Genomic DNA, 26,618 nt, shown 5'->3' on the forward strand with positions numbered 1-26,618 from the left:
GTGCTTAAGCGCAGCCCCTTGATTTTTAGTCTGTATAATTGGACCCTTCTTCCAAAAGTAAATCTGCCAGCCCCTCTTCTGATACTACATTTATTCCATTCCTTTTAAGTAAGGCTGATGTAACCCCCTCTCCAGGAATTTTATTGCCCTTAAACTCACCGTTATAAATCATTGAACTTCCACAGGATGGACTATATTCTTTTAGCACCACTGCAGTAACTTGCAGCTCTTGGGCCTTTCTTAACGTGATATAGGCTCCTTCTATGTACAAATCCGTAACATCTCTGCCTGATTTTTCAATTACTTTAGCTTTGCCATCAAGAACAGCTGCTCCGTCACCGTCTATTATCTCAGCAGGTTCTCTTGGAGTTAAAAAACCTCCAAGCAACTCAGGACAAACAGTAATTGCCTGCTTCTGCTCCAGCATTTGACGAATCTTTTGATTTAAGCAATGAGTGCCGTTATATCTTACTTCCAACCCTGCTAAACAAGAACTGACTAATATCATTAGTGACACCTCAATCTAAAAGTTATTCTTTCACTAAGCGGAAATAAAAAAGAGTCCTTGATTATTTAACCGTTCGGACTTTATTGCATTAATTGTCATATTAACTATGCACACATCGAAAATAGCCAACGCATATTACCCCAAAAACGATGCTTTTCTTCAATATATTTTTACAGTCATAAAGGCAGGGAATTACCGTTTCTTCTTAAACAAATCTATTAAATAGTAAAGCTGTGAAATTATAAATGATAGCAGTAATACAATTATTGTTCCAAATATATAAACGGATTGTTCTGCGGGATTGCCTCCACTCATATATACTGAACCAAACATAAAAAAGAGTAAGACACTTACGATGACAAATAAGAAAAAAATACTAATATACTTTGACATAGAATCCCCAACCCAAATATATCTTTCTATAATTTCATTCGTTTTTTCTTTAGTATTTCCTTCTTTTACTAAATTGCCCTGATATGCCTTTTATTTGTACATAATCATAATATTCATTTCCATTATAAGAATTGAAAAATCCATTAGTATTAGAATTTTTCAATGACAAATTAAGCTAACCCGTTTCTATAGAAGAAAAAGAAAAGTGTAAGATAAAGGAAAACAAAAAAGGAACGGAAAAATCCATTCCTTTTTGAATAGATGCTGCTCTTATTTGATGTTTTTTATTTAGTAAATTTCGGTTTAAAATCACCCATATAAGGTTCATGTTCAACGAACACAGTTATGTCCTTGCCATCTTTGTCTTTACCCGTTCTTTTATAGGTAAATTTATTATTATTAAGTTCTGTAAGTTCAAGAGCTGCACCATACTTATTGGCTCCAATTGAAACATGGGCTCTTATTTTATTTTCGTTTACAATATCGAAGTAGCCATAGTCACCGCGGCTTTCGCCTGTTTCAAGATTGAAAAATTCATATCTATTCGTTTTGTCATCAAATTTTGCCAGACTTATAAACATCGTATTATATTTTGTAACATCATTGCCGTCTTCATCTAATACCTTTGTTCCGTTCCAGAGGGTACTGCCTAAAATTTTTTCTCCATCTATGTCTTTAACGATATCTCCCGTAACAGCGTCCAGCTGCTTGTCCGGATCAGTAAAAGAAAGCTCTTTTTCTTTATATGGAACATGTTCAACAAATACCTCTACGTCGTTGCCATTAGCATCTTTTCCCATTCTTTTATAAGTAAAAATATCTTTATTTAGTTTTGTCATTTCCACAACAGCTTGATAATTCATTGATTCTGAAATTAATATTCTCTTCTTTCCATCATTAGTGATAAAGAACGTTCCCTTATCGCCGCGGCTTTCTCCTGTCTCCGCATCGAAAAATTCATATCTTCCTGATTTCACATCATATTTCGCAAGGCCAATGAAGTTTGAATTCTCTTTTGTTAAGTCGTTTTTATGTTTGTCATACACTCTTGTACCTTGCCAATTTGTACTGCCAAGAATGTTAGCCATTTCCTGTCCTTTAGTTACTTTATTTTCCTTTTCAGACTCTTTAACAGCTTGTTCTTGCTTTTGCTTACTATGATTTTCCTGAGCGTTAGCACCAGCACTGCACCCTGTTGATACTAATGTAAATCCGAGCAGTATTGCTGTTATTGCTTTTGCTTTTTTGTTCATTTTTATCGTCTCCTTATTCTCATTTTTTGAGGAAAATTAGGCTTTTACCAAGCCTATTTTGCTCCTGCTGTTAACAAAATTTGTTCAATCTCTTTAAATCCTTTCTCACGTGCATGCTGCAGAGGAGTTACATTATTTCCATCCGGAATATTCACATCCGCCCCGTGATCGATTAGCAATTGCACAGTTTGCTGTTGTTTTACATTTCCATCATTCAAAATAATTGCTTCTAATAAAGCTGTCCAGCCGAGATCATTTACATGATTTACATCAATATCAGTCTTAGTTAGAAGTTCCTTGATGGCATCTATATGGCCATGTTCGGAAGCAGGAATCAATGCAGTTCCACCATAACGGTTAATGATCGCTGGATCCGCACCTGCTTCGATCGTAAGCTTTAGAATCTCAACAAATCCTTCTGCACCGGCATATAAGAAAGGGTTGTTTTTCATGTCATCCTGAATGTTGACGTCAGCCCCCGCTTTAATCAGGACTTTAGCGGTTTCGACATCATTATTATAAGCTGCAATCATAGCAGCAGTTCGTCCGTCTGAGTCCTTCTTATTTATATCGACACCTTCCTCAATCAATCTCTTTATTGTCTCTGTTTCCTTGCGTTCTGCAGCTTGAAGCAATTGCTCGTTCATATCCATAAATTCCCTTACCTCTTTTTTCTGTGATTTTGTGTCTGCATTATTATCTGAGACACAGCCTTGAAGGAGGATAACACCTCCAATAACTATTGTTAGCCACCTCCGCATTAAATTCACCTGCCTATCGTTCTTTAAATAAAATGACTCAGATCCACTCAATGAACTTAGTTACTACTTCTATTATGTTAGTACCAAAATGTAAACTCCCTCTAAATAATTTCTTAAAGAAAGATAAACTTAATCTTAAAATTTCTTCATATTTATAAAAAAATAACCGCCACCTTTGTGACGGATCTAATTAAACACATAACATTTATTTAAACATTGAATCGATAACCGGCTCCCCAAACGGTTTCCAGGAATTTCGGCTGTGCAGGGTCCCCTTCAATTTTCCCTCGTATTTTCCTGATATGAACGGTGACCGTTGAAACATCTGCAGCTGAGTCCAGCCCCCAAATCTTTTCATAAAGCTGTTCTTTGCTCAATACTTGATTTGGATGCATAACAAGAAATACTAATAAATCAAATTCCTTTGTTGTAAACGAAGTTTCTTCTCCGTCAATATAAACTTTACGTGCTGACTTATCAATTGATATTCCATGAACGAAAATGGTATTTGTTTGAGTTTTCTTTCCAGCTAAACGTTCATATCGCTCTAAATGTGCTTTCACCCTGGCTACCAGCTCACTCGGACTAAAAGGCTTGGTAATATAATCGTCTGCCCCTAAACCGAGACCCCGAATTTTATCGATATCCTCCTTTTTAGCGGACACAAACAAGATAGGAATATTTTTAACTGCGCGTATCTGTTTACATATCTCAAACCCATTTATTCCTGGAAGCATGATGTCCAAAATAATTAAATCATAGTGCTCTTGAAGAGCCTGTCGGAGTCCTTCATCACCAGTGTGTTGAATATCTACACGAAATTCATTTATTTCTAAATAATCTCTTTGCAACTCTGCTATGCTAATGTCATCTTCAATAAGTAATATTTTTTTCACATTTTTTCACCTTTCTTTAGGGAAAAGAATACACTTGTACCTTTACCTACCTCGCTTGCAGCCCAGATATTCCCATCATGCTCCAAAATGATTTTTTTGGCGATCGCAAGTCCTAAGCCGCTTCCGCCTGTCTCGGAACTTCTTGATTGTTCTGCGCGGTAAAAACGTTCAAAAATATTTGGCAAGGCAGAAGGTTCTATCCCTTGTCCATTATCTGCTACTTGAACAATTACATCACCTAATCGTTCATGAAGAGAAATAGTAATGCTCTTCTTGTTTTTATTCATATATTTAACACAATTGCTCATTAAGTTGGCCAATACTCGTTTTAATTTCTCTCTATCCACTTTCACGCAGATTGGTTTATTCAAAAGATGAAGCTCCATATGAATTCCTTGCTGAAGTAAATCCAAATAAAGTTCTTCTGTATAGTCTTTCATATATTTATCCAGCTCGACAGTTTCAAAATGGAATGGTTCTTTTTTCAAATCCAGCTTGGAAAATAAGAACAGCTCATCAATTAATGAATCCATGTCTTTTGCTTTTAAGTACACAGTCGACAAATACTTTTCCATCTTCTGAGGGGTATTTGCTACACCATCTTTAATCCCCTCTACATATCCAATAATCGAAGTGATAGGTGTCTTCAAATCATGAGAAATATTTGTCAGAAGCTCTTTTCGATTTTCTTCATACCGAAGCTGGAGGTTTATCGATTCTTTTAGTTTTATTCTCATTTCCTCAAACGCTCTATTTAATTGTCCGATTTCATCATTTGAAATCGCCTTGATTTCAAAATTTAAATCTCCTGTCTTAATTCTTTCGGCCCCTTCTTTAAGAACTGATATAGGTTTAATAATGCTGCGTGAAACTAAATAATTTAATATACCAATAATCATAATAAACAGAAACAATAAAAGTCCTGATAAAATTGGAAACAATTCTCTAATAAGCTCTGCATAGGAACTTGCCTTACTTAATACGAAAACACTTCCTTCACTTCTATCCGGAAAATAAAAATCAAACTTCACATAAGTAAAAAAATAGTCGTTGAGTTTAATTGTATCTCGAGTATTGATGTTTGTTTCTTCAAACCCCGGAAGGGATTTAACCAATTCCTGCTTATCAAGAGCAGGGGAAGCGTACTTGATTTTGGTGCCCTTTCTAACAACTATCCCGATATCCTCCTGCTCAATCCTCTTGAGCTCCTTTTCATTTAGGAGCTGTTTAGGATTATTTTTAGCAAAAAGCTTTAAATCAAGAAACACACTTTCCTCAACTGTTGTCAAAGGTTTTTGTATATACGTTTTTTTGTATAGATGCTCAATAGATCTTACATCACCTGTTATGGCAAAAATAATTAAAAAACCTGCTGCCAATAATAAAGTGATGGAAAAAAGAATCACTCCAATATAAGACAGCAGAAACCTCATTTTAATGGACATCTGTTTCACTCACTCTGTTATAAAAATTTTCATCAGATCATACCTTATTCTTAGCATTCAAGATAATTTTATAAACCCAATTATCCAGATTAAGAAATTAAAAGAACTATATCACATAAATCTTAAAACTTTCTAAAATATGTATGAAATATTTCTAAACAGCTTAGCGTAAGTGATTAATTTCCATAGACCTATGCCCGAAATGTTTTTCCCAGATGTTCGCCCAGTCCATAATAGTGTCTGAAATTATAAATGAGGGGACTCCACTCATGGGGATTCACATGATGATCATCCATAATGATGGATGTATGGGCATGGATCTTTAATGCTTTTACTTCTGCGATTGCAAAGTGGGGGTCATGTTCCGGAACTCGGATGTGTTCCACCCTGCTCTCAATCTGAAGGGGACATTCCAGGATTCTAAGGGGCTTTACGATTTCTGCTTCCTGCTTTGTAAGCGAGGCTGCAGAGAATTTATCTTTTTCAAAACGGAATGAATTAACCCGTTTGTATTCCGGTACTGGGTTCTTGCCTGTCAGTGGGGCTAAAGCTTCTACATTCTCCCAAAGACCGGGATGAGGAACGTTTACAACACACTCGGGATGACTGCGAAGATTCTCCAATGCCTTTCCCCCTGCCCCGATTCCAAGAACTATGCATTCCCCTAATGCCCATGACGAGGATAAGGGACTGATGTTGGATGATCCATCTTCATTTAGTGTTGTTAACAAAATCACCGGAGCTCCATAGTATAAGATTTTAGGCTGAATGGACTTGGTTTGTATTTGGTTTTCTTCCTTTTTCATTACATTTTCCTCCTGAATATTTTTTCAAATATCATTGTAAAGGTTAAATATTTCAATTATCATCGAAATATGGATTACATGGAGGAATATGATATGAATGTGAATTCTAACGTAGCAAAAGTCGCTTCTCTGGTCAGTGAACCAAGTCGGGCAGCCATACTGACGGTCTTATTGGACGGCCGGTATCACACTGTGAATGAGCTCGCCCATATGGCACGGATTAAACCGCAAACAGCCAGTTTCCATCTCAAAAAAATGCTGGATGCTCAAGTGGTGACGGCAGAAAAACAGGGAAGGCACCGTTATTATGGCATCATGAACCAAGAGGTTGCCCAGGTGATGGAATCCTTTCTATCCATAGCACCACCAGCTGAAATTAAATCACTTCACCATGCCTCTGAAGATAAAGCGATCCGTTTGGCCAGGACGTGCTATGATCATCTCGCTGGAAATTTAGGTGTGCAGCTAACTGAATCGCTAAAAAGCAAAGGATATATTACGGAAGAAGATGACACTTTTAGTGTTACGGAAGATGGAAAAGCATTTTTCCACTCCATGCAAATCGATCTGACCTCATTGAAAAAGAAGCGCCGCTCTTTTTCCCATAAATGTCTGGACTGGAGCGAAAGACGCCATCACCTAGCAGGAGCATTGGGGAATGCCATCCTGGAGAAACTTCTGGAACGAAATTGGATACAGCGCATCCCCAAAACCCGAGCCATCAAAATAACCCCTCATGGAATGAAGGGCCTTAAGGAAACCTTTGCTATTGATATGGATAGATAAAGACGAATGGTTCCCGCACTTTTTAGGTGCAGGAACCACTCTCATCCTGTTCTTAAACCCCTTCGCTCACCCCTGCCACTGCTGCTTCACATCAAAAAAGCCTTTAAGAAGAATTGCTTTGTGTATTTCATACAAACTCTCTTCATATTTCTCAATACTAAAATCCGGGACTTGCCAAGGTATCGCTTTTAGATAATATATTAATGCACCTATATCGTAAAATCGCTGAGTGGGGAACTCCTCTTTGCTATACAATACTTCAAATTGGTTTTCATCAAGTTCCAATACGGCTCTCGTCAGATTCCAATTTCCAAATTCATGATTCACTGCTGGTCCAATAAATTCATTATAAAATCCTCTGCCAAAAATTGTCTGAACATCTTTTCAATATTCTTTATCTAATTGGAAAATCCTTCATTATCATTCTAAAAAAGCATACTTCAGCAGGAAAAAAATAAAGAGGGCAAGCTTTGATTAATATCTCTCAAAACTAGCCCTCCATTTATGCTACATCTCTAAATCCGTAAATGCATACGGCAATAAATCCTTTAATGTCAATTCTAAGATTTCTTTTTTCTCATTAGTTAAGTAAACTGGCATATTCGGCATACAGAACTCGGCTAACACTTGCCTGCAGATGCTGCATGGCGGAAGAAAATCTGCCGTATCGCCTCCTACAGCAATAGCTTGAAAATCACCTTTTTTGTAACCGTTCGCAATTGCAGTGAAAATAGCTGTTCTCTCTGCGCAATTCGTTGCACCGAACGAAACATTTTCCACATTCACTCCATTAATGACAGTGCCGTCTTTTAGCAATAATGCTGCTCCAACTGGAAATTTGGAATAGGGAGCATAGGCTCTTTCCTTCATACTGCGTGCACTTTCCATCAATTGCTCTTTATTCATAGTTACCATCCTTTTCAAAGAAGAATGAACTTTTAACAGTCCCCTTAGGCCAATGAAAAATTGGCAGGATTTTTATCATATATTTTTTTGAAATGTTTGTCAATATCACGTTAAAAGCCTCTGCTAATATTATCAGACCTGCCCTGGCAGCTTTTTCACCTTAAGGTTAATCACCTTAATGGCATAACCCGCTCCCCTTTTTGATATGTTATAAAAATGGATATTTAGTATGGGGGGAATAGAAAATGAAAAACATCATTTTGTTTGCTGACCCTGGGATTGATGATTCCATTGCCATCATATATGCCCTTCTTAATCCAAGCATAAATGTACTAGCTATCGTATCGAGTTATGGGAACGTTACAAAAGAACAAGCAACAGATAACATCACCTATTTGCTCAAACTGGCCGGCAGACTGGATATTCCTATTATCGGAGGAGCTAATAGCCCTTCATCAGGGGAGATTCCAAGGTTCTATCCTGAAATTCATGGAAAAGAGGGATTGGGCCCAATACGGCCTCCAGAGGATGCAAAAGGGGAACTAACCAATTTCTCGGAGCTCTATAACATTATAAGGGAGAACCAGAACGTAACTATAGTAGACGTGGGGAGAAATACCTCTTTAGCTGCACTTTTTATATTAGGGGAAAATATATCAGACGACATTAAAGATTTTTATATAATGGGTGGGGCTTTTCTGGTTCCTGGAAATGTAACCCCCTCCGCTGAAGCAAATTTTTATGGTGACCCTGTCGCTTCACAGGTAGTGGTAACCAATATGGATAATATCTATATTGTTCCGCTTAATGTCACAAACAGGGCTATCGTCACGATGGAACATATCAAAATAATACAGGAAATGAGTGACAATCCAGTAATTCAAATTATGGATGAAGTGATGGAATATTATATAGAAGCCTATAAAAAACTCATTCCTGGAATTAACGGTGCTCCATTACATGATGTTGTAACACTCTTCCTCATGGCCAACCCGGAAATGGGACGTTCTATTAGAAGAGATGTGAAAATACTAACAGCGGATGATGGAAAAGGTACTTCCATTGCTGATTTCAGAATCAGTTCCAAGCCTTCTGAAAAGAATAAAAATATTTTTCTAGATTTTAATTATCAGGGATTTATAGAAGATTTTATAAAAGTAATGAGTTCTTAAGCAGAGAAGCTGGATCATTTATTGATGAATGTCGGGGTTTTTTCTTCTCTTGTCTGAAGGAGAGCCAAGTTCGGACTCGTTCGCTCGGGTTTCTTCCCCCTCTGTCTGAATGAGTGCCAAGTTCGGGCTCGTTCGCTCGGGTTTTTTCCTCCCCTGTCTGAAGGAGCGCCAAGTTCGGACTCGTTCGCTCGGATTTCTTCCCCCTCTGTCTGAATGAGCGCCAAGTTCGGACTCGTTCGCCCGCATTTCTTCCTCCCCTGTCTGAAGGAGCGCCAAGTTCGGACTCGTTCGCTCGGGTTTCTTCCCCCTCTGTCTGAATGAGCGCCAAGTTCGGACTCGTTCGCCCGCATTTCTTCCTCCCCTGTCTGAAGGAGCGTCAAGTTCGGACTCGTTCGCCCGGGTTTCTTCCTCCCCTGTCTGAAGGAGCGCCAAGTTCGGACTCGTTCGCCCGCATTTCTTCCTCCCCTGTCTGAAGGAGCGCCAGGTTCGGACTCGTTCGCTCGGGTTTCTTCCTCCTCTGTCCGAATGAGCCTGCTCTTTTAGCCCCGAATATAATTGCCCTCTGCCTTCTGATTATACTCATTTTTTAAGGTATAGAATTGTTGTTCACTGAGATCCTGAATATATTTAACGGATTATTCACAAAATCTATAGGAAGACGAGCAGATTGGACTGAACAGCATGTGGAAAATTTACAAAAAGGATATTAGAAGTATTTTTACGAATTGGGTTGCGGCAGTATTAATCGGAGGTTTGACGTTATTGCCTTCTTTATATGCCTGGTTTAACATCGAGGCTTCCTGGGATCCATATAGTCAAACGAATCAGCTTCCAGTAGGAATAGTGAATGAAGATGCCGGAGCAGTGGTTCGTGATATGGACATACATATTGGAGATGACATCGTCAAGGAATTGAAGAAGAATAATGATATGGATTGGCACTTTGATGACCGTAAAGACGCGATGGATAAGGTGCAATACGGCGACTATTTTGCCGTCATCGTGATTCCGAAAAATTTCTCTCAGAAGCTGGGAACTGTCATTGAAGATCAGCCCGAAAAAGCGAAAATCGAGTATTATGTAAATGAAAAAATCAATGCCATTGCGCCCAAAATCACCGAAAAAGGTGCAGGCGGGATTGTCGATACGGTTACAAGCAATTTCATCTCTACCGTGAACGGTACTATTTTTGAGAAGTTTAATGATTTGGGTCTGGAGATTGAAAAAGACCTTCCGGATATAAAGAGGTTCGAAGAGTATGTTTTTCAAATGGAGGAAAAGCTTCCTGAAATCCATTCCTTATTAAGCAGCTCCCTGTCCGATGCAGAAAATGCCAAAAAAATAATTGATAAGGCACAAGCACTCGTTCCCGATGCCAAACGCGCAGCAGGCAACGGTCTGCAGACCATTAATGAAACGATGAAATTTATAAACGCGGCTGAGATTCGCCTGAATGCAATGGAGCCTCAGGTTCAGGAGAATCTGGAGAAGGTCCAGAATATGGCGGTGAAGGTGAACGATTTTATCTCTGCGGTTCAATCCTCTGATTTAAACTTGGACCAGGGAAAGGAAATCGGCAATCAAATCAATGAGCAGATAGCGGGTTCGCTTCAGAATATCGAGGCAATCGAAACAGCACTAAAGCAGCTGCAGGAATCAAATAATGAACAAGGCACAAGCCAGAATCAGGAACAAATCAATCAGGTTTTGGAACAATTGGCTGCATTAAAGCAGGAATTGCAGACTATCCAGGAAAACGGGCAGAAGGTCAATGCCTTTCTTTCAGACAAGCAGCAGGAAGCTGATGAATTAATCACCCGCCTTCAGGAAAATTCAGCTGCAGCTGCAGGCAGGATTGACGCATTCGTTAAAGAATATAATGAAAACATCCGGCCAGCCATCAAACAGGAAGTGGCCAGCGCCAAGGAAACATTGAGTAATGCCCGGAATATCCTGACTGAAATACAATCTGCCATGCCTGAGGTCGAAAAAATTCTTGCTAATACAGAGGGAAACTTAGATGAAGGGGAGGAAACACTTAAACATATCATCGGAGAGTTTCCGTACGTCAGCGAAAAGATTAATCAATTAGCCGACCGGATCCGGGACATTCAGGGCGAGACAGACATCAATGAGATTATTGAGCTGCTGCAAAATGATCCGGAAGCAGAGAAGGGATTTTTCGAGGAACCTGTTCTGCTCAACAAAAACAGCCTTTTTCCAATTCAAAACTACGGAACAGGCATGACTCCCTTTTATACCGTACTTGCGATATGGGTAGGTGCCCTTCTGCTAATTTCCCTGTTGGCCACAGATATTCATCACCATGAAGACTTTACAGGAAAACAAATCTATTTCGGCAAGCTACTCACCTTCCTAAGCATTGGATTTGCACAGACCCTGGTCGTAACTATAGGGGATATCTTCATTCTGGGAGTGGATGCAGCAGCACCAGTATGGTTTATCCTGTTTGGACTGGTAAGCAGCTTGGTGTTTATATTAATTGTTTATACATTAGTATCTGTATTTGGCGATGTAGGTAAAGCCATGGCGATTGTCTTGCTGGTGCTTCAAATTGCAGGTGCTGGCGGAACCTATCCGACCGCCTTGCTTCCGGAATTTTTCCAAACCATCCACCCCTTCCTGCCCTTCTCTTATGCCATTGATTTAATGAGAGAAGCCGTCGGAGGCATTGTTTGGGAGAGAGTATACAGAGACCTCCTGATCCTGATGCTATTCGGTTTCATTGCACTATTAATTGGAACCTTCCTGAAAGAGCCATTAAGCAGAAAAACGAAAGCGCTGATGAAGAAATCGAAGGAATCCGGGTTGTTTCATTAGGGTCTAAAAGTTTCATTAACCCTCTTGACCTTTTCCAAAATGTGTATTAAAATCAGTAAAAATATCCAATAAGAGCTATGAAAAGGACACGAATCTTTCTTTATTTTCTTTCCAGAGATCAGGGCCACCGGCTGCAAGCCCTGAAGAAAAGGGATTGGTTTACCGCCTTGGAGCTATTATAGTGAAATGATGTACTCAGAGTATCTATAATCGGGGAATCCGTTATCTTTTTGAGCATAAAGCAGTCTTTCGATATGCTTTATGGAATTAGGGTGGAACCACGGCCGCACTCGTCCCTTTTGCTGGGATGAGTGCGGCTTTTTATTTTATTATAACTATATAGTTAGCGTTGAAAAGGACATGGATCATTCTTTATTTTCTTTCCAGAGATCAGGGTCACCGGCTGCAAGCCCTGAAGAAACGGAATTGATTTACCGCCTTGGAGCTATTATGGTGAAATAATCTATATCAGAGTATCCATAATCGGGGAATCCGTTATCTTTTTGAGCATAAAGCAGTCTTTCGATATGCTTTATGGAATTAGGGTGGAACCACGGCCGCACTCGTCCCTTTTGCTGGGATGAGTGCGGCTTTTTATTTTAATTAAAACTATATAGTTAGCGTTGAAAAGGACATGAATCATTTTTTATTTTCTTTCCAGAGATCAGGGCCACCGGCTGCAAGCCCTGAAGAAAAGGGAATGATTTACCGCCTTGGAGTTTATTATGGGGAAATGATCTATATCAGAGTATCCATAATCGGGGAATCCGTTATCTTTTGAGCATAAAACAGTCTTTCGATTGCTTTATGGAATTAGGGTGGCACCACGACCACACTCGTCCCTATGTTTGGGAGGAGTGTGGTCTTTTTTTATAACTAAAAATCTGGAGGAATTAAAAATGGAAGCAGAAAAAATAAATCATAGAAAGTTAGGTCAAGAGCTGGAGCTTTTCACATCCATGGAGGAAGCCCCAGGAATGCCTTTTTTCCTGCCAAAGGGAATGGTGATGCGAAATGAACTTGAAAGTTACTGGAGAAGAAAACACCAGCGGGCAGGCTATCAGGAAATTAAGACACCGATTATGATGAAACAGGAACTTTGGGAACAATCCGGCCATTGGGATCATTATCATGAAAATATGTATTTCTCAAATGTGGATGAACAAAATTATGCGATAAAGCCCATGAACTGCCCGGGTGCGATATTGGTTTTCAACAGCAAACGGAGAAGCTACCGGGAATTGCCCCTCCGCTATGCGGAGCTGGGATTAGTCCACAGACACGAACTCTCAGGTTCTTTAAATGGACTGTTAAGAGTTCGGTCGTTCACTCAAGATGACGCCCATTTATTTGTGATGGCTGATCAGATTGAAGCGGAGATTGATAAAATACTTGTCCTAATTGACGAGTTCTACTCCCATTTTGGTTTTGACTATAAAGTTGAACTTTCAACACGTCCAGAGGAATACATGGGATCACAGGAAATGTGGGAACGTGCTGAAGGGGCTTTAGAATCTGTTTTGAAAAACAAAGGAGTTAACTATCAGATTAATCCTGGTGATGGGGCATTTTACGGGCCGAAAATTGACTTCCATATATTGGATTCACTCGGCAGAAGCTGGCAATGCGGTACAGTCCAGCTGGATTTTCAAATGCCGCAAAAGTTTAATTGTGCTTATGTTGGTGAAGATAACAAACTTCATCTTCCCATTATGATTCATAGGGCCATCTTTGGTTCAGTTGAACGTTTCATGGCCATTCTAATTGAACATTTTGCAGGGGATTTTCCTCTGTGGCTGTCACCCGTTCAAGCAAAGATCATTCCCATCTCAGATGCCCATGCAGAATATGCAGACAATATAAAATCACAATTGGAATCGGCAGGTATCCGTGCAGAGGTCGACTTCAGAACAGAGAAAATGGGACTCAAGATCAGAGAAGCCGAAAAACAGAAAGTTTCCTACATGCTGGTGATTGGTGATAAAGAAATGGAGCAGCAATCCCTGTCGCTGAGAAAACGTCAAGAGGGAAATATCGGTGCAATGAGCATACAGGAAGTAATTGACCGGTTTATTAATGAAATAAACGGCGTCGGCAGATAAATCTTTCAAGCTCAGAAGGAATCTATTCCTTTTGGGCTTTTCTTAGAAATACACATTTTTTTACCAAGTATTTGTATTCACGCCTGAAAGCATAATCAGCACTCCAAATTCCAGTTTTCCCCTTAAAGGTATCTTTGCTTACATATGTATGTTACAATGAAATGTGAACCAAATCTTTAGGGTCTACTTGACTTTTCTTAGTCACCCCTTCGAAAGGGGGATAAAATTGGAGAAAATAAGCGTATTCCTGGATGATTATCGGAAAGCGCCTGATGGTCATGTATTAGTTGAGACCATTGATGAGTGTATCCATTTGCTTCAGACCTTTGAAATTGACCACTTGTCTTTGGACCATGATTTAGTAAGCAAATCGAGAAATGGTCTTATGCTTGTTCATATAATGGTTCAAAAACAGCTATTTGCAGATCGCATAACTGTTCACTCTGCCAATTCAGTAGGCGGGAAAGCTATGTATCATTATTTAAAACAAGCACAGCGCGATTTTGAAATGCCCACTGACATTAAAGTACTCTTAAGACCACTGCCCCTAAACTTCATTCCGCCGAATTACCTGCACAAATATTAGAGTTCCATCGACTAACACTTATTCCCGCTTGATCACAGACAATTTATATAAATATGGGTGGGGAGCAAAGGTTAATAACTGCTTCCTTTTTTATATTTCTTTGTTTAAACAGCTGAGTAAAAGAAAAACCAGTCTGGCATTGAAAGCCGATTTTTGAGTTTCCTTTATTTTTTCAAATTCCTCCTTTGCTAATGAATAAAGACGTTTATTCTAACGAATTCTAAGACAATGGAGGGAATAAGATGAAGCAGCCAGATTTCGCTTTAACTCAAGGCTGGTGGTATCCTGCCATTCTTGGTTTGGTTCTAATTTCAATTGTGATTTTCATGTCAAAGAAAAGAATAAGCTGGAAGGAAATATACATAATCTTTGGTCTAATCGGTTATATCGTTTGGATGGTTGATATCACAATAGCCGTTCCATTAGATCTTTTTGACATCGGTGACCCGCAAAAAGAAGGACTGCCTGAGCTTTTACTTTTTGGTATCATCCCCTCTTGTTTATCAGTCATCTATTTGAACTTTTACAAAAAAGAAAGCAAATGGTTCTGGGTCATCTTATTTGTCATCCTTTCACTTATCCTTGAATGGCTCACAGTTAAAGCAGGATTAATGAAACGCTGGAATACTTGGTGGTCAACCCCTGTCCACATCACTGCTTATGCCTTTTTCCTGCCGTGGCTTTTAAAATTTATAAGAAGAACTGAACCTTATCAAAAATAAATCCGCTCCTCCAAATACGAGGAACGGATTTTTCTTTAAGATCAGCTTTACCCTTATTCGTTCAAGTATGCCCAGGCATATTGTCCATATAGCTCTGCACCTGTTGATAAGGCGTCTTCGTCAATATTGAATTTGCCGTGGTGGTGAGCCCACTCTGTGTCTTTTTCAGGATTGCCGCTGCCGACGAGGGCGAAGCTGCCAGGTGCTTTGTCCAGGAAGAAACTGAAATCTTCGGCCCCCATTGTGGGCTTTTCGTTAAATAGAACCTCTTCCCCGAAAGCTTCGGAAGCAACTTTTTGTACGAGTTTTGCGCTGTATTCATCATTGATCACCGCTTGGGAACCCCGGATGTATTCCACCTTTGCAGTTGCACCGTAGATCGCAGCCGTGTTTTCAGCATAATGCTGGAGCTGCTTTTCTATATGATCCCTTGTTTCAGGATTGAAACAGCGGACGGTCCCCTCAATGACTGCATTTTCTGCGATGATGTTGAACCTTGTGCCGGCAATCATTTTTCCGATGGTGAGTACGGCAGGAAGCTGGGCATCAATGCTTCTGGACACAACGCTCTGCACATTCATGACAAAGGAAGAGGCGACAACGGCCGCATCAATGCAATCATGCGGCATAGCACCATGCCCGCCCTTGCCTTTAAATGTCACCTTGAAGATATCAGCTGATGCGAAGGAAGGCCCTGGTGTACAGGACACCTTATGTGTCGGCATTTGCGACCAGATGTGGATGCCAAAGACATTGGCCACGCCTTTCATCGCTCCCTGTTCCACCATCATCTTTGCCCCTTCCGCTACTTCTTCGGCTGGCTGGAACAGCAGGCGGACGTTCCCCGGCAATTCTTCTTTTATCTCATTTAATGACTTGGCGGCAATAAGCAGCATGGCGGTATGGGCATCATGTCCGCATGCATGCATTTTGCCATTTTCCAGGGATGCATAAGGCAGATCCTTATTCAATTCTTCCACCTGCAGCGCATCCATGTCTCCCCTTAAAGCTACCGTCTTTCCAGGCTTCGCGCCTGCTATTTCTGCAATGACACCAGTTGGTTCCGTTCTTTTAAATGGGATGCCCAGACCATCAAGATACTCACAGATAAATTGCGTGGTTTTGTATTCCTCCCATGACACCTCTGGTTCACGATGCAATTTTCTGCGCAGTTCCGTTAATTCATCACTATATGCCCCAATCAATTCCTTTAGCCTGTTATGAATCATTGCTTATTCCGCCTCCGTTAGCTCTATTGCTGCCTCAAACAGGATTTGAACAGCTTCGGCGATATGCCGGGAATCAGACCATTCTTCTGGACAATGGCTCAGACCGTTTTTACTTGGAATAAACAGCATCCCAGTACTTGTGTAATCAGCGAAAACCATAGCATCGTGCCCAGCGCCGCTATTCATGGAGCATGATGTGAAACCCAGTTCACTGCTTTTCTCCTTTAACAGGCTGATAATCTCTTTATTCATCTCTTTTGGCTGGATATATAAAAGCTGTTCAACGGTTATTTCTACTCCGCTATCACGATAGGAACCTGCTAATTCTTTCACTTTTTGAATAACATTCTGGACATGTTCCTCCTTGCCGGAGCGAATGTCTACAGAAAATACAGTTTGATCCGGAATTACATTGGCTCCATTTGGATATACCTGCAATTGCCCGGTTGTCACTACCGTCCCTTCTCCTTCCGCTTCAGCCAGTTCTGGAAATTGGGCTATCATCCTGGCGGCTGCAACCAGCGCGTCAGACCTCCTATCCATTGGAGTGGTCCCTGCGTGTCCGGCCTGTCCTTTTACGGTTACTTCCAATTGCGTTAAGCCGACAATCGCTTCGACAATCCCGATTGGGATATTCTTCTCTTCTAAAATAGGTCCCTGTTCAATATGCAATTCCAGATAAGCCTTTACAGACTGCTGGTCTCTTGTTTTCGGAAGAGATGGATCGAGCCCGATTTTCTCCATGGCTTCAACGGTCGTAATTCCATCTTTATCTTTCAATAATTTGAAGTCTTCCTCAGCCAGCAGACCGGCCATTCCGCGTGAACCCATTAAGCCGCCGCCGAATCTTGAGCCTTCCTCTTCAATAAGGGCGATAACCTCCAGAGGATATTTCGGCGTTAAACCATTCTCAGTGAAAAGTGCAGCCACCTCAAGTCCTGCTACAACTCCGGCAGGGCCATCATAAGATCCCCCATTCGGGACGGAATCAAAGTGAGAGCCGATCAGAACACTTGGCGCATCTTTTTGGGAGCCTTCAAGCTTTCCAAAGATATTGCCCAATCCATCTTCCCGGACAGTCAAGCCCGTTTCCTTCATTTTTGCTTTAATATACCGCCGTGCAAGCAGATCCTCCTGGCTATACGTCAGCCGGGTTGTTCCTCTGCCTGGAGTCGCTGTATAAGTGCTTAAGGTGTCAATATGGTTTTCGATTCGCGCCTGCACTTTTTCCAGATTCACATTTTTCCCTGTTTGAACTTCACTCATTTCGCTCCAATCCCTTTCTTATAAAAATCCGACAAAAATTCCGGCCAATACGACTGACACAATGGTAACGGTGATGAATCCCCCGACAAGCATAGGCGGCAGCATATTGCTGGTCAGCATTTCCCTCTCTTTTTCATCTTCTGTTAATGATTTAATCACTTCATTTGTAATAATATAGTCAGCCGGAAATCCATATAGGGCCGTCAGCGAAACAGCGAAAGCCATTTCCTTGCTCACTTTTAACATTTTTCCTGCGATGAATGAGAAGATATACATTCCCATTACGCCTAGAATAATGCTTCCTGCAAGCGGATAAATAATTTCAAGCATCATCCCTGGTGTAGCCTGCTTTAAGCCGTCAAAAATAAAGAGCATCAGGGCCATGATCGCAAAGCCAAATCCGTTTGCTTTTTGCAGTACCTGCTTTTCAAGAAAGCCAATACTTGTGGCAATGACCCCGAACAATAGGCAAAGTACAAATGGACTGACACTCGCAACCGGGGCCAGCAGTGTCGATACCAGATAGGCAAGGTAGGATACTGCTGCCAATCTTAAAAATTTGAAAAAATCTGTATTATATTTCTCCGGCATATTTCTAAAAAGCTTAAGCTCAGGTTTTGGAGCTGCCGCTGATGCAGCCGTCTCTTCAGCTGCCGTGCCCTCTCCCTTATAGGCAAGCTGTCCGCTTCGGTACTGCTGTAAAAGCCGCTTTCCTTCTTTTTTCAGGACAATGGATGTGAGCGGATATCCGGCAAATCCCTGCATAACATAAATTACGATCGCAAAGACAGACAGGGAAGCAAGTCCCGCTTCTTTCGCTCCTTCCGACATGATCAGGGCAGATACCACACCGCCAACTAAAGGAGGGATGGCTACAACTACTGTCTTAAAACCAAAAATAAATGTTCCGATTCCCAGTAACACTGCGATAATTCCCAAAATCCCTGATAAAGCAATCACAATTGTCTTCCACTGATTTTTCAATTCCTGAATCGATAGCAATGTTCCCATATTGGTAATCAATAAGTACATCATCATCGTAGCCACAACCGGCGGAACTCCTGCCAGTGCTACGATATCCTGCGGAAAGAATGTCCAATAACCTGCAAGGAACAGGACGGCACAGACGAAAATGGACGGCACCCATGCCTTTGTGCGAACTGCAACCAGATCTCCAATAAATAAAATAAGTAATAGAATAACCAAAGCTAATAACTGTGACATAATCCCCATCCCCTTCTCTAAGATGAATTCCTATTCATTCGTGTTGCGAAGAATATATATATTGTTAGAATAATAATACAATTATACTTTTCAGTCAATTTAAATTATTAAAAATTTTATGCAAGCGATGCCATTCCAGTTTCTGTATGGAACATGTTTCTTTTTATTTAGTTTGGCAAAATAATTTTATTATTTTAAAATCCAATAGAGCTGGAGAAAAAATAAAAACCCGTCAATATGAGGGGTTCCTGGATTAGAATTTAATTAATACATTCCTAATGTTATTCCATTCATATATAAGAAGATTCAATTCTGCACCTGCAATAGTAATCTTTTTGGTTTTATATAATTCTGCACCATAATACTCATAGAAATAGCGGGTTTTATTGTCTTCTAATACTTCCACAAAAATTCTATTGAAGCCAAGTTCTTCAAATTGCAGGAAAACTTGTTCTAATAACCCCTGGCCAATTCCCTTTCCTTGATATTCTTCGAGGAGATAAATGGCAGTTAAATCTCCAGACTCCGGAAAATGATTACTTTCCCTCTTTCCGCAATCAGCAAATCCAATGATATCACCATCGCTATTTTCCGCGACAAACACATAATTTCCCTCTTTTGAAATATTCCCATTCCATAAATCCGTACGACTGTCATAAGATAAGTTACTTAAAAATGCAGCAGGAATAATATTTTTATAGGTTGTTCTCCAGCTATCAACATGTACTTTCGCAATACCCATTGAATCAGCTAAAACAGCTTTTCTTATGTTCATGATTTTCACCTCTGAAAAAGGATAACGTTTATATTCCAGAGAAATACAAATAATCCCTTTCATTATTCAGCAAATAAATTCCAGACAAAAAAAAGGAGCAGCGGCTGCCCCTTTTCCAGATATTAATTTCTAGGATCTACATAATCCGGATAATCGGTAATGATGGCGTCAACTTCCATTTCAAACAGGAAGTCGGCGGCTTCCTGGCTGCGCACTGTCCAAGAGCCAATTTGCATGTCAAGAGAGTGAACCTGATTCACTAAATCTTCTGTGACAATTCCATAGCTTGGATTGAACCAATCTGCATAAGCTGAAAATTCCTGTAAAGCTTCCGCTGTAGTATCGGCACGGTTAGAGGTCAATACACCAATGGGAACTTTAGGAAGAAGCTGATCCATTGTTTTCATAGAGTCAAAGTTAAAAGACTGGATAATGATTTTTTCATTTTGCGGCTTATCAAGATTTCGTGCTTTTAATGCATCTGCTACTTGATTTTCAATGCCGGGATAAAGCTCTGGTGCTTTCAATTCTATTAATATTCCAACGTTACCATGGTAGCGATCCAGAATCTCTTCAAATGTCGGGATTGGTTCCCCCGCAAATTGTTCCCCTTTCCAGCTGCCGGCATCAAGACTTCTTAAATAGTCAAACGTTAAATCCCCCACTTTTCCTGTTCCATCTGTTGTACGATCCACAGTTGTATCGTGGATTACCACTAATTCACCATCTTTGCTTCTTTGAACATCAATTTCAATATAATCGGCTTTCATATCAACGGCCAGATCAAAGCCGGCTACCGTATTCTCCGGTGCATACCCTGTGGCACCGCGGTGCGCTATATTATCCACTTGTTTCCTTTCCCCTGTTGTCGGTTCCGCTGCGAACGCCTGGCTGATTGGGCTGAATAGCAGTGAAAAAGCCAACCCTGTACCAATTAAAAATTTTTTGTTCATGCTCTCCATCTCCTATCTAAAATATGTATTCAACCATATTCTAGAAAAGGAATGTTGAACGGGTGTGTGATTATTTTTATGGCTAAATAAAGATCATGTTAACAAAAACCAGCCTTTATTCTTATGTTTATTTACAAAAAGGCTATTTGAAACTGAATAAAAATACCCTTTCACATTTTTCAGCGGGGGAAATCTTCCCTGCTTAAAAATGTTTTAATCCAAAGCCTTTATTGTCATCTCCGCTGCCTCTGCAATTAGAGCGTTATCATATTCGGCATCCTTTGAATACCGGCTGGAAAGGATCGTTATGATAATCGGCTCCCTGTTTGGCGGCCAGACAATCGCAATGTCATTACGTGTTCCGAAACCCGCTGCACCGCTCTTATCAGCTACCTCCCAGCCGTTTGGCACTCCAGCACGAATTAATGGATCCCCAGTAACGTTGCCCCGCATCCAATCGGTTAAAATGTTCCGCTTTTCTTCAGTCAGAAAATCGCCAATTAAAACTTTCTGAAGGCTTACTGCAAGCGCTTCAGGTGTACTTGTATCCCGGATGTCCCCTGGCTCTGCCTCGTTCAAATCCGTCTCAAAGCGCTCAGGCCTTGTGACAGTATCCCCCATTTCCTGCAGAGCTGCTTCGAATCCTTCAGGCCCTCCTAATTCCTCTAAAATTAAGTTACCTGCTGTATTGTCGCTAAACCGGATTGCCGCCTCACAGAGTTGCCTTAAAGTCATTCCAGTCTTTACATGCTTTTCTGTAACCGGAGAATATGTGACCAGGTCGTCACTAGAGTATGTAATGACTTCATCCATCTCTTCCAATGTTTTTCTATTCAGTAATATAGCAGCTGCTATCGGCTTGAATGTAGATGCGTAAGCAAACCTTTCATCAGACCTGTAAGTAATTGTCTTTTTCGTTCCTGTGTCATATGCATACACGCCAAGCCGTGCGTCAAACTCCTTCTCCAGCTGTTTGAATTTTTGGTTTGTATTTACAGGAGTTTTTTTGAAGTTTTCTGCCGCACTGGCATCTGATTGATAATTGTCATTTGCACAGCCAGTCAGGGCAAGAAGCAGAACCAAACTGACTAGCCGGACTGTTTTTAACATTTTTACACTAAAAATAGAATGATTTTGTTTCCTCAAATTTATTACCTCTTTCCAAAAAGAATTTAAACTTATATTCCAACTTTACTTTTAAACACCTCCGTTTGACTACAAGTGTAATATAAGACTACATCCGTAGTCTTTATTTGTCAACCGCTAATGAATCCCCTGATATTATGGTGTTTCATAAGATCTCCCCTGATTTGATAAAGTAAAAATAGGATGCTAGAATGATTGGTATTCATTTTTGTCTAAGAGATTAAAACTAGATGTCAAATATTGCGAGGAAGGTCTGAGGATGATAACAAGCTCACAGTTCTTATCTGTTTTTTTGGAATGTCTGCTGGTGTCTTCTTTTACAATTGGAGTCATTCTTCTGTTAAAAAAACTTTTAAAGAAACATTTAACAGCACAAGCTCACTATAATCTTTGGTTTCTATTATTGCTTGCTCTGCCACTGCCTCTTATTCCATTACAATTCATGCCATTTGCGGATTCATTATCCTTTTGGAATAGCAATAGCAGCCTTCAATCCCAAACTGCGCCATCTGCAGAGATTCCTTTAAGGCAAAATAATTGGATGGAGGACATAACCGTTTCGGTAGAACGCTATGATTTAACATTATTAAATAATGCTTTATTCTATATTTGGATTTCCGGAGTGGCTATTTTAACTGTATTTACGCTGATCGCAATGCTTAAGATCAGTAAAATAAAGAAACACTCAAACAGCCTGAGAAATAACGAGCTTTTATCATTATTCAAACACTGCAAACACAAACTGAAGATTACTGGAGGTATTATTGTCGGAGAGTCATCTCTCGTTAAAACCCCAATGACGTTTGGACTTTTTAAGACTTATGTGGTGCTTCCCCGCCATTTTAACCAGTGGCTTTCTGAAAAGGATATAGAATATATCTTTTTACATGAACTGAACCACTATAAAAATAAAGATTTTGCAGTAAATTATTTAATGATGATTTTTCAAATTTTATATTGGTTTAATCCTCTAGTTTGGCTTGCTTTTAGGAGAATGAGGCTGGATCGTGAAATCGCCTGTGATGCTGCGGTTTTAAATTCTTTGGACGAGCAGGCTTATTTGGAGTATGGAAACAGCATTATTCATTTTGCCCATAAAGCCTCAAGGGCAGTGACAGTCGATTTGGCAAACCATTTAAACGGGTCAAAGAAACAGATCAAAACGAGAATCGAAAAAATTGCCTGTTTTAAGGCGGAATCAAAACTGCTGAAATGGAAAAGTGCGGCTATACTCATTTTTGCGGGGATATTTATTGCAGGCCAGGCTCCATTTATCTCTGTAATGGCTCATGAAAATAGCAGCTATAAATTTAAGGATGATAACATTATTTATGAGGATTTAGGTAATTATTTTGCAGGGTTTGATGGAAGCTTCGTGTTGTATGATAAAGAAGCAGACCACTATCTTATATATAATAAAAATCATAGCACATTAAGGGTTTCACCAAATTCTACTTATAAGATTTATAGTGCTCTGATTGGTTTAGAGTCAGGCACCATAACAGTTGAAAATTCGTCGGCCAAATGGAACGGACATAAGTATCCTATTGATTCCTGGAATGCGGATCAGGATTTAACTTCTGCAATAAGAGATTCCGTTACATGGTATTTTCAGTCGTTAGACCAGCAGGTGCAGCCCGGTACGATTCAAACTTTTTTAGACCGAATCAGGTACGGGAATCGTGATCTATCTGGTGGAATAGACGAATATTGGCTGGAATCTTCCCTTAAAATTTCTCCAGTGGAACAAGTTCAGCTGCTTAAAAAATTTTATGCAAATCAATTTGGATTTAAAGAAAAGAATATCCAAACGGTGAAAGATTCCATTAAACTAGAAAGAAAAGAGGGAGCCCTCCTTTCAGGAAAAACAGGTACAGGCACTGTAAATGGAAAAAACATCAATGGATGGTTCATCGGGTATGTTGAGTCAGGGCAGGACACATACTTTTTTGCAACGAATATACAGAATGAAGATAACTCTAATGGAAGTAAAGCAGCTGAAATTACATTATCCATTTTGAAGCAGAAAGGCATTTATTAATTCGTTCAATTCATTAAAGAAGGAGGGCGGTAATATGACTGATAGGATTCCCAGCATTTCAGAATCCGAGTGGGAAGTCATGACAGTTCTTTGGCACGGCGCACCCAAAACGGCTAATGAAGTCATTCTATCCTTACAAGAGCACACAGACTGGAAGCCCAAAACAATCCGTACTCTTCTGGACAGGCTTGTCCATAAGAATGCAGTCGGTGTAAATAAAAACCAGAGAATCTATACCTTTTTCCCGCTCTATTCACAGGATGAATGCCAGCGGGCAGAAGCTCAATCCTTTATCAAGCGAATCTATGGCGGAACGGTGAAATCCATGCTAGTCCAATTCATCCAGGAAGATTCCCTATCTGATGAGGAAATTAACGAACTGCGGACGATTTTGGCAAAGAAACAAAAGAAGGATGAATAAACCTATATGCGAGACCCTCTACAATTGTGGGGGTTTTTAACGTTTGCTTCTTTGCCGTGCCCCCAAAAGCAGCGACTGCCCCTCCTTCATTTCCGCTTTAATACAATGATGGCACCAATCCATACAAGCAGAATTATGCAGGCCTTATCACCAGGGGCTCATGTGCACTTCGCCCCTCAGCGTTTTCTAACTTCCACTTAACCATTTTAATTGACTGTCCACCCCTCCCTTCTATACTTTATAATTATAAAAACAAATATTTGCGAATGACTGCTGCGGGAAAGAACGTATCGTACGTCACCGAAGGGGCAAATCTATAGGAAAGATGAATCTCTCAGGTAAGAAGACTGCAGCTGGACGCTTCTCTGGAGAGCGTATCACTCACCCACGGGGCAGGCCTTCTAATTTCGAATAGGTAAACCTCTCAGGTACAAGGACAGAGATACTTGATTAGGGGGATTGTATGGTTTGGGATGTATTGAACGTGATTGGAACGATTGCATTCGCAATGAGCGGGGCAGTCGTTGCACTGGAAGTAAAATACGACATTATGGGCGCCTATGTTTTGGGATTAATTACCGCATTTGGCGGCGGGGCTATTAGAAACCTTTTTACTGGGATTCCGATCATAGAATTATGGCAGCAAACGACTCTTTTTATCGTTGCCCTTATTACCATCAGCATTGTCATCCTATTGCCAGGCAGCGCAGTTCAGCTTTTGACGAAATGGAGTATTTTTGACTCAATTGGCTTGTCAGCGTTTGCTGTTCAGGGAGCTATGTATGCACAATCAATTGATTTGCCCTTATTTGCTGTTATGTTCTCAGCTGCCATAACCGGTGCCGGCGGAGGTATGATCCGCGATGTGCTGGCTCAGCGAAAGCCTATTGTTTTACGTGATGAAGTATATCTTTTATGGGCCATCTTTGCCGGGTTTATTATAGGCCTTGATTGGTTATCAAAGTCTTATCATTTCTATATTCTTTTTACTGTTACTTTAATGCTGAGAGGAATTTCGCATCATTACAGCTGGAGATTGCCTATCAAATCTATTCAAAAACAATAAGAAGTTAAAAGCAGAATTCCTTTAAACATAAAAAGCTCACATCAGCGTGAGCTTTTCGTTTTCGTTCATATTAAAATAATTGCAAACTACATATCCCACTGATTTTGCGGCAACAAGCATCGAACCTTCATCTATATCAAATTTAGGGTGGTGATTGAAGTAAGGTTCTTCTGCCCCCTTTGGCGTGCACCCAATATAAAAATAACAGCCCGGGACCTTCTCCAGATAATGTGCGAAATCGTCTGAGGGTGCCATTTTTGGAAATTCTTTTACCTCCTTAATATCTTTATCCCCAGCTGCCGAAAGCGTATCCGCGACAAACCTTGTCAATTCAGGATCATTATACAGCGGCGGATAGTCAGGTTGATACGTTAGCTCACAGCTTACACCAAATAGCTCCTCGAGACCGTTTACAATGCGAAGAATTTCTCTGTGCATCACATCCTTTGTTTCACCATTGGAATAGCGTACATCCCCCTCAATTTCGATATGATCCTTGATCACATTAAAACTCCCTTTACCGTCAAATGAACCAATTGTCACTACACCGGCATGAAACGGATCCACTCTGCGGCTCACAACCGTCTGGATAGCTGTTACAAAATAGGCGCCTGCAACAATAGCATCGTTGGCCTTATGCGGAGAAGAACCGTGTCCGCCGCTTGCCTGCAACCTAAGTTTAAAATAGGCGCGTCCATTGAAGGAATATCCGCTGTGATAGCCAACAGTTCCAGCAGGGGCGATCGGCAAAACATGTATGCCAAAAATAGCATGGACATCATCGAGACATCCTTCCTCAACAATGCTTTTTGCTCCGCCTGGAGGCTCTTCTTCAGCATGCTGGTGGATTATTTTCACGGTGCCATGGATCTTATCTTTTAATTGGTTTAAACAGTCAGCCAAAACCATAAGGTATGCAGTATGCGCATCATGGCCGCAAGCATGCATGATACCTTCCTTTTTTGACTTAAACGGAACATCCAGTTCTTCTTTAATAGGAAGCGCATCAAAATCAGCCCGAAGTGCCACGGTTTTTCCCGGGTTGCCACCTTCAATAGTGACAACAATGCCATATCCATTCCCTGCATTCGTTATAAGATCAACATCTTTCCCTCTGTAAAAATCAGCGATATAGGCTGCCGTTTTCTCCTCTTTAAATGAAAGCTCAGGATTCTGATGTAAATAACGGCGTATTCCAATCATCTCTTCTTCTCGTTCTTCCAGCATTCTCATTAATTGATCAATCATCCAAATCATCTCCTATCCTTGCTGGAACCTAAATACCTGTTATCTGGATTGCCTTTAACAATAATACTAAAA

The 26,618-nt window shown here is 40.4% G+C and carries 23 protein-coding genes, 1 pseudogene, 1 riboswitch and 1 other annotated feature; of the genes and pseudogenes, 9 read left to right on the forward strand and 15 right to left on the reverse strand.

What is annotated here, in order from left to right:
• Positions 1–25: 25 nt before the first annotated feature.
• The 6 genes from QUF73_14415 to QUF73_14440 form a co-directional block, all read right to left on the reverse strand.
• Entirely contained in the window at positions 26–508 is a 483-nt protein-coding gene (locus QUF73_14415) for a DUF523 domain-containing protein (GenBank protein MDM5227396.1), read from the reverse strand.
• Positions 509–1,185: 677 nt separating this feature from the next.
• A complete protein-coding gene (locus tag QUF73_14420) occupies positions 1,186–2,154 on the reverse strand; it encodes a DUF4822 domain-containing protein (GenBank protein MDM5227397.1) in 969 nt (322 codons plus the stop codon).
• 53 nt (positions 2,155–2,207) lie between these two features.
• The gene (locus tag QUF73_14425) at positions 2,208–2,915 is read right to left on the reverse strand and encodes an ankyrin repeat domain-containing protein (GenBank protein ID MDM5227398.1); all 708 of its coding nucleotides are present in this window, start codon (positions 2,913–2,915) and stop codon (positions 2,208–2,210) included.
• Between the two features lie 209 nt (positions 2,916–3,124).
• On the reverse strand, positions 3,125–3,811 hold the full coding sequence (locus QUF73_14430; protein MDM5227399.1) for a response regulator transcription factor: 687 nt from the start codon (positions 3,809–3,811) through the stop codon (positions 3,125–3,127).
• Positions 3,808–5,256, reverse strand: coding sequence for a HAMP domain-containing sensor histidine kinase (locus QUF73_14435; GenBank protein MDM5227400.1), 1,449 nt, complete (start codon positions 5,254–5,256; stop codon positions 3,808–3,810). The genes QUF73_14430 and QUF73_14435 overlap by 4 nt, the downstream gene beginning before the upstream one ends.
• Positions 5,257–5,447: 191 nt before the next feature.
• Entirely contained in the window at positions 5,448–6,062 is a 615-nt protein-coding gene (locus QUF73_14440) for a flavin reductase family protein (GenBank protein MDM5227401.1), read from the reverse strand.
• Positions 6,063–6,155: 93 nt separating this feature from the next.
• Between QUF73_14440 and QUF73_14445 the strand changes: the two genes are divergently transcribed.
• Positions 6,156–6,848 carry a winged helix-turn-helix domain-containing protein gene (locus tag QUF73_14445; GenBank protein MDM5227402.1) on the forward strand — a complete coding sequence of 231 codons (693 nt, stop codon included), beginning with the start codon at positions 6,156–6,158 and terminating at the stop codon, positions 6,846–6,848.
• Positions 6,849–6,914: 66 nt separating this feature from the next.
• Here the strand turns inward: QUF73_14445 and QUF73_14450 are convergent.
• Together QUF73_14450 and QUF73_14455 are read right to left on the reverse strand one after the other, a co-directional pair.
• Positions 6,915–7,175, reverse strand: a pseudogene (locus QUF73_14450) (SAM-dependent methyltransferase).
• 180 nt (positions 7,176–7,355) lie between these two features.
• Positions 7,356–7,763: a cytidine deaminase gene (locus tag QUF73_14455; protein MDM5227403.1), complete on the reverse strand. Its 408-nt coding sequence runs from the start codon at positions 7,761–7,763 to the stop codon at positions 7,356–7,358.
• 236 nt (positions 7,764–7,999) lie between these two features.
• Between QUF73_14455 and QUF73_14460 the strand changes: the two genes are divergently transcribed.
• The 5 genes from QUF73_14460 to QUF73_14480 all read left to right on the forward strand — a co-directional run bounded on the left by QUF73_14460 (position 8,000) and on the right by QUF73_14480 (position 15,177).
• A complete protein-coding gene (locus QUF73_14460) occupies positions 8,000–8,926 on the forward strand; it encodes a nucleoside hydrolase (GenBank protein ID MDM5227404.1) in 927 nt (308 codons plus the stop codon).
• Positions 8,927–9,607: 681 nt separating this feature from the next.
• Positions 9,608–11,767 (forward strand): YhgE/Pip domain-containing protein, encoded by a 2,160-nt coding sequence (locus QUF73_14465; protein MDM5227405.1) that lies wholly within the window; start codon positions 9,608–9,610, stop codon positions 11,765–11,767.
• A 68-nt stretch (positions 11,768–11,835) separates the two neighbouring features.
• Positions 11,836–12,068, forward strand: a binding site (T-box leader).
• A gap of 583 nt (positions 12,069–12,651) precedes the next feature.
• Complete coding sequence (gene thrS, locus QUF73_14470) at positions 12,652–13,869, forward strand: threonine--tRNA ligase (protein MDM5227406.1); 1,218 nt, start codon at positions 12,652–12,654, stop codon at positions 13,867–13,869.
• Between the two features lie 226 nt (positions 13,870–14,095).
• Positions 14,096–14,455 (forward strand): hypothetical protein, encoded by a 360-nt coding sequence (locus QUF73_14475; protein ID MDM5227407.1) that lies wholly within the window; start codon positions 14,096–14,098, stop codon positions 14,453–14,455.
• A gap of 242 nt (positions 14,456–14,697) precedes the next feature.
• Entirely contained in the window at positions 14,698–15,177 is a 480-nt protein-coding gene (locus tag QUF73_14480) for a hypothetical protein (protein MDM5227408.1), read from the forward strand.
• A gap of 53 nt (positions 15,178–15,230) precedes the next feature.
• On the opposite strand, the gene QUF73_14485 is transcribed toward QUF73_14480, so the two are convergent.
• The 6 genes from QUF73_14485 to bla form a co-directional block, all read right to left on the reverse strand.
• On the reverse strand, positions 15,231–16,406 hold the full coding sequence (locus QUF73_14485) for an amidohydrolase (GenBank protein MDM5227409.1): 1,176 nt from the start codon (positions 16,404–16,406) through the stop codon (positions 15,231–15,233).
• A 3-nt stretch (positions 16,407–16,409) separates the two neighbouring features.
• Complete coding sequence (locus QUF73_14490) at positions 16,410–17,672, reverse strand: Zn-dependent hydrolase (protein MDM5227410.1); 1,263 nt, start codon at positions 17,670–17,672, stop codon at positions 16,410–16,412.
• An 18-nt stretch (positions 17,673–17,690) separates the two neighbouring features.
• Positions 17,691–18,896, reverse strand: a complete 1,206-nt coding sequence (locus QUF73_14495; protein MDM5227411.1) for a hypothetical protein — start codon at positions 18,894–18,896, stop codon at positions 17,691–17,693.
• Positions 18,897–19,149: 253 nt separating this feature from the next.
• Positions 19,150–19,671: a GNAT family N-acetyltransferase gene (locus QUF73_14500; protein ID MDM5227412.1), complete on the reverse strand. Its 522-nt coding sequence runs from the start codon at positions 19,669–19,671 to the stop codon at positions 19,150–19,152.
• Between the two features lie 122 nt (positions 19,672–19,793).
• A complete protein-coding gene (locus tag QUF73_14505) occupies positions 19,794–20,624 on the reverse strand; it encodes a glycerophosphodiester phosphodiesterase family protein (GenBank protein ID MDM5227413.1) in 831 nt (276 codons plus the stop codon).
• Between the two features lie 213 nt (positions 20,625–20,837).
• Positions 20,838–21,770, reverse strand: a complete 933-nt coding sequence (gene bla / locus QUF73_14510) for a class A beta-lactamase (GenBank protein ID MDM5227414.1) — start codon at positions 21,768–21,770, stop codon at positions 20,838–20,840.
• Between the two features lie 259 nt (positions 21,771–22,029).
• On the opposite strand from bla, the gene QUF73_14515 reads away from it, so the two are divergent.
• The 3 genes from QUF73_14515 to QUF73_14525 all read left to right on the forward strand — a co-directional run bounded on the left by QUF73_14515 (position 22,030) and on the right by QUF73_14525 (position 25,298).
• A complete protein-coding gene (locus tag QUF73_14515) occupies positions 22,030–23,811 on the forward strand; it encodes a BlaR1 family beta-lactam sensor/signal transducer (GenBank protein MDM5227415.1) in 1,782 nt (593 codons plus the stop codon).
• Between the two features lie 34 nt (positions 23,812–23,845).
• Complete coding sequence (gene blaI / locus QUF73_14520; protein MDM5227416.1) at positions 23,846–24,232, forward strand: penicillinase repressor BlaI; 387 nt, start codon at positions 23,846–23,848, stop codon at positions 24,230–24,232.
• 266 nt (positions 24,233–24,498) lie between these two features.
• A riboswitch (glycine riboswitch) is annotated at positions 24,499–24,592 on the forward strand.
• Positions 24,593–24,695: 103 nt separating this feature from the next.
• Positions 24,696–25,298 carry a trimeric intracellular cation channel family protein gene (locus QUF73_14525; GenBank protein MDM5227417.1) on the forward strand — a complete coding sequence of 201 codons (603 nt, stop codon included), beginning with the start codon at positions 24,696–24,698 and terminating at the stop codon, positions 25,296–25,298.
• A gap of 36 nt (positions 25,299–25,334) precedes the next feature.
• Here QUF73_14525 and QUF73_14530 read toward each other — a convergent pair whose 3' ends face one another.
• Positions 25,335–26,546 carry an amidohydrolase gene (locus QUF73_14530; GenBank protein ID MDM5227418.1) on the reverse strand — a complete coding sequence of 404 codons (1,212 nt, stop codon included), beginning with the start codon at positions 26,544–26,546 and terminating at the stop codon, positions 25,335–25,337.
• Positions 26,547–26,618 lie beyond the last annotated feature (72 nt).

The organism is Cytobacillus sp. NJ13 (genome assembly GCA_030348385.1).
GTDB lineage: Bacteria > Bacillota > Bacilli > Bacillales > Cytobacillaceae > Cytobacillus.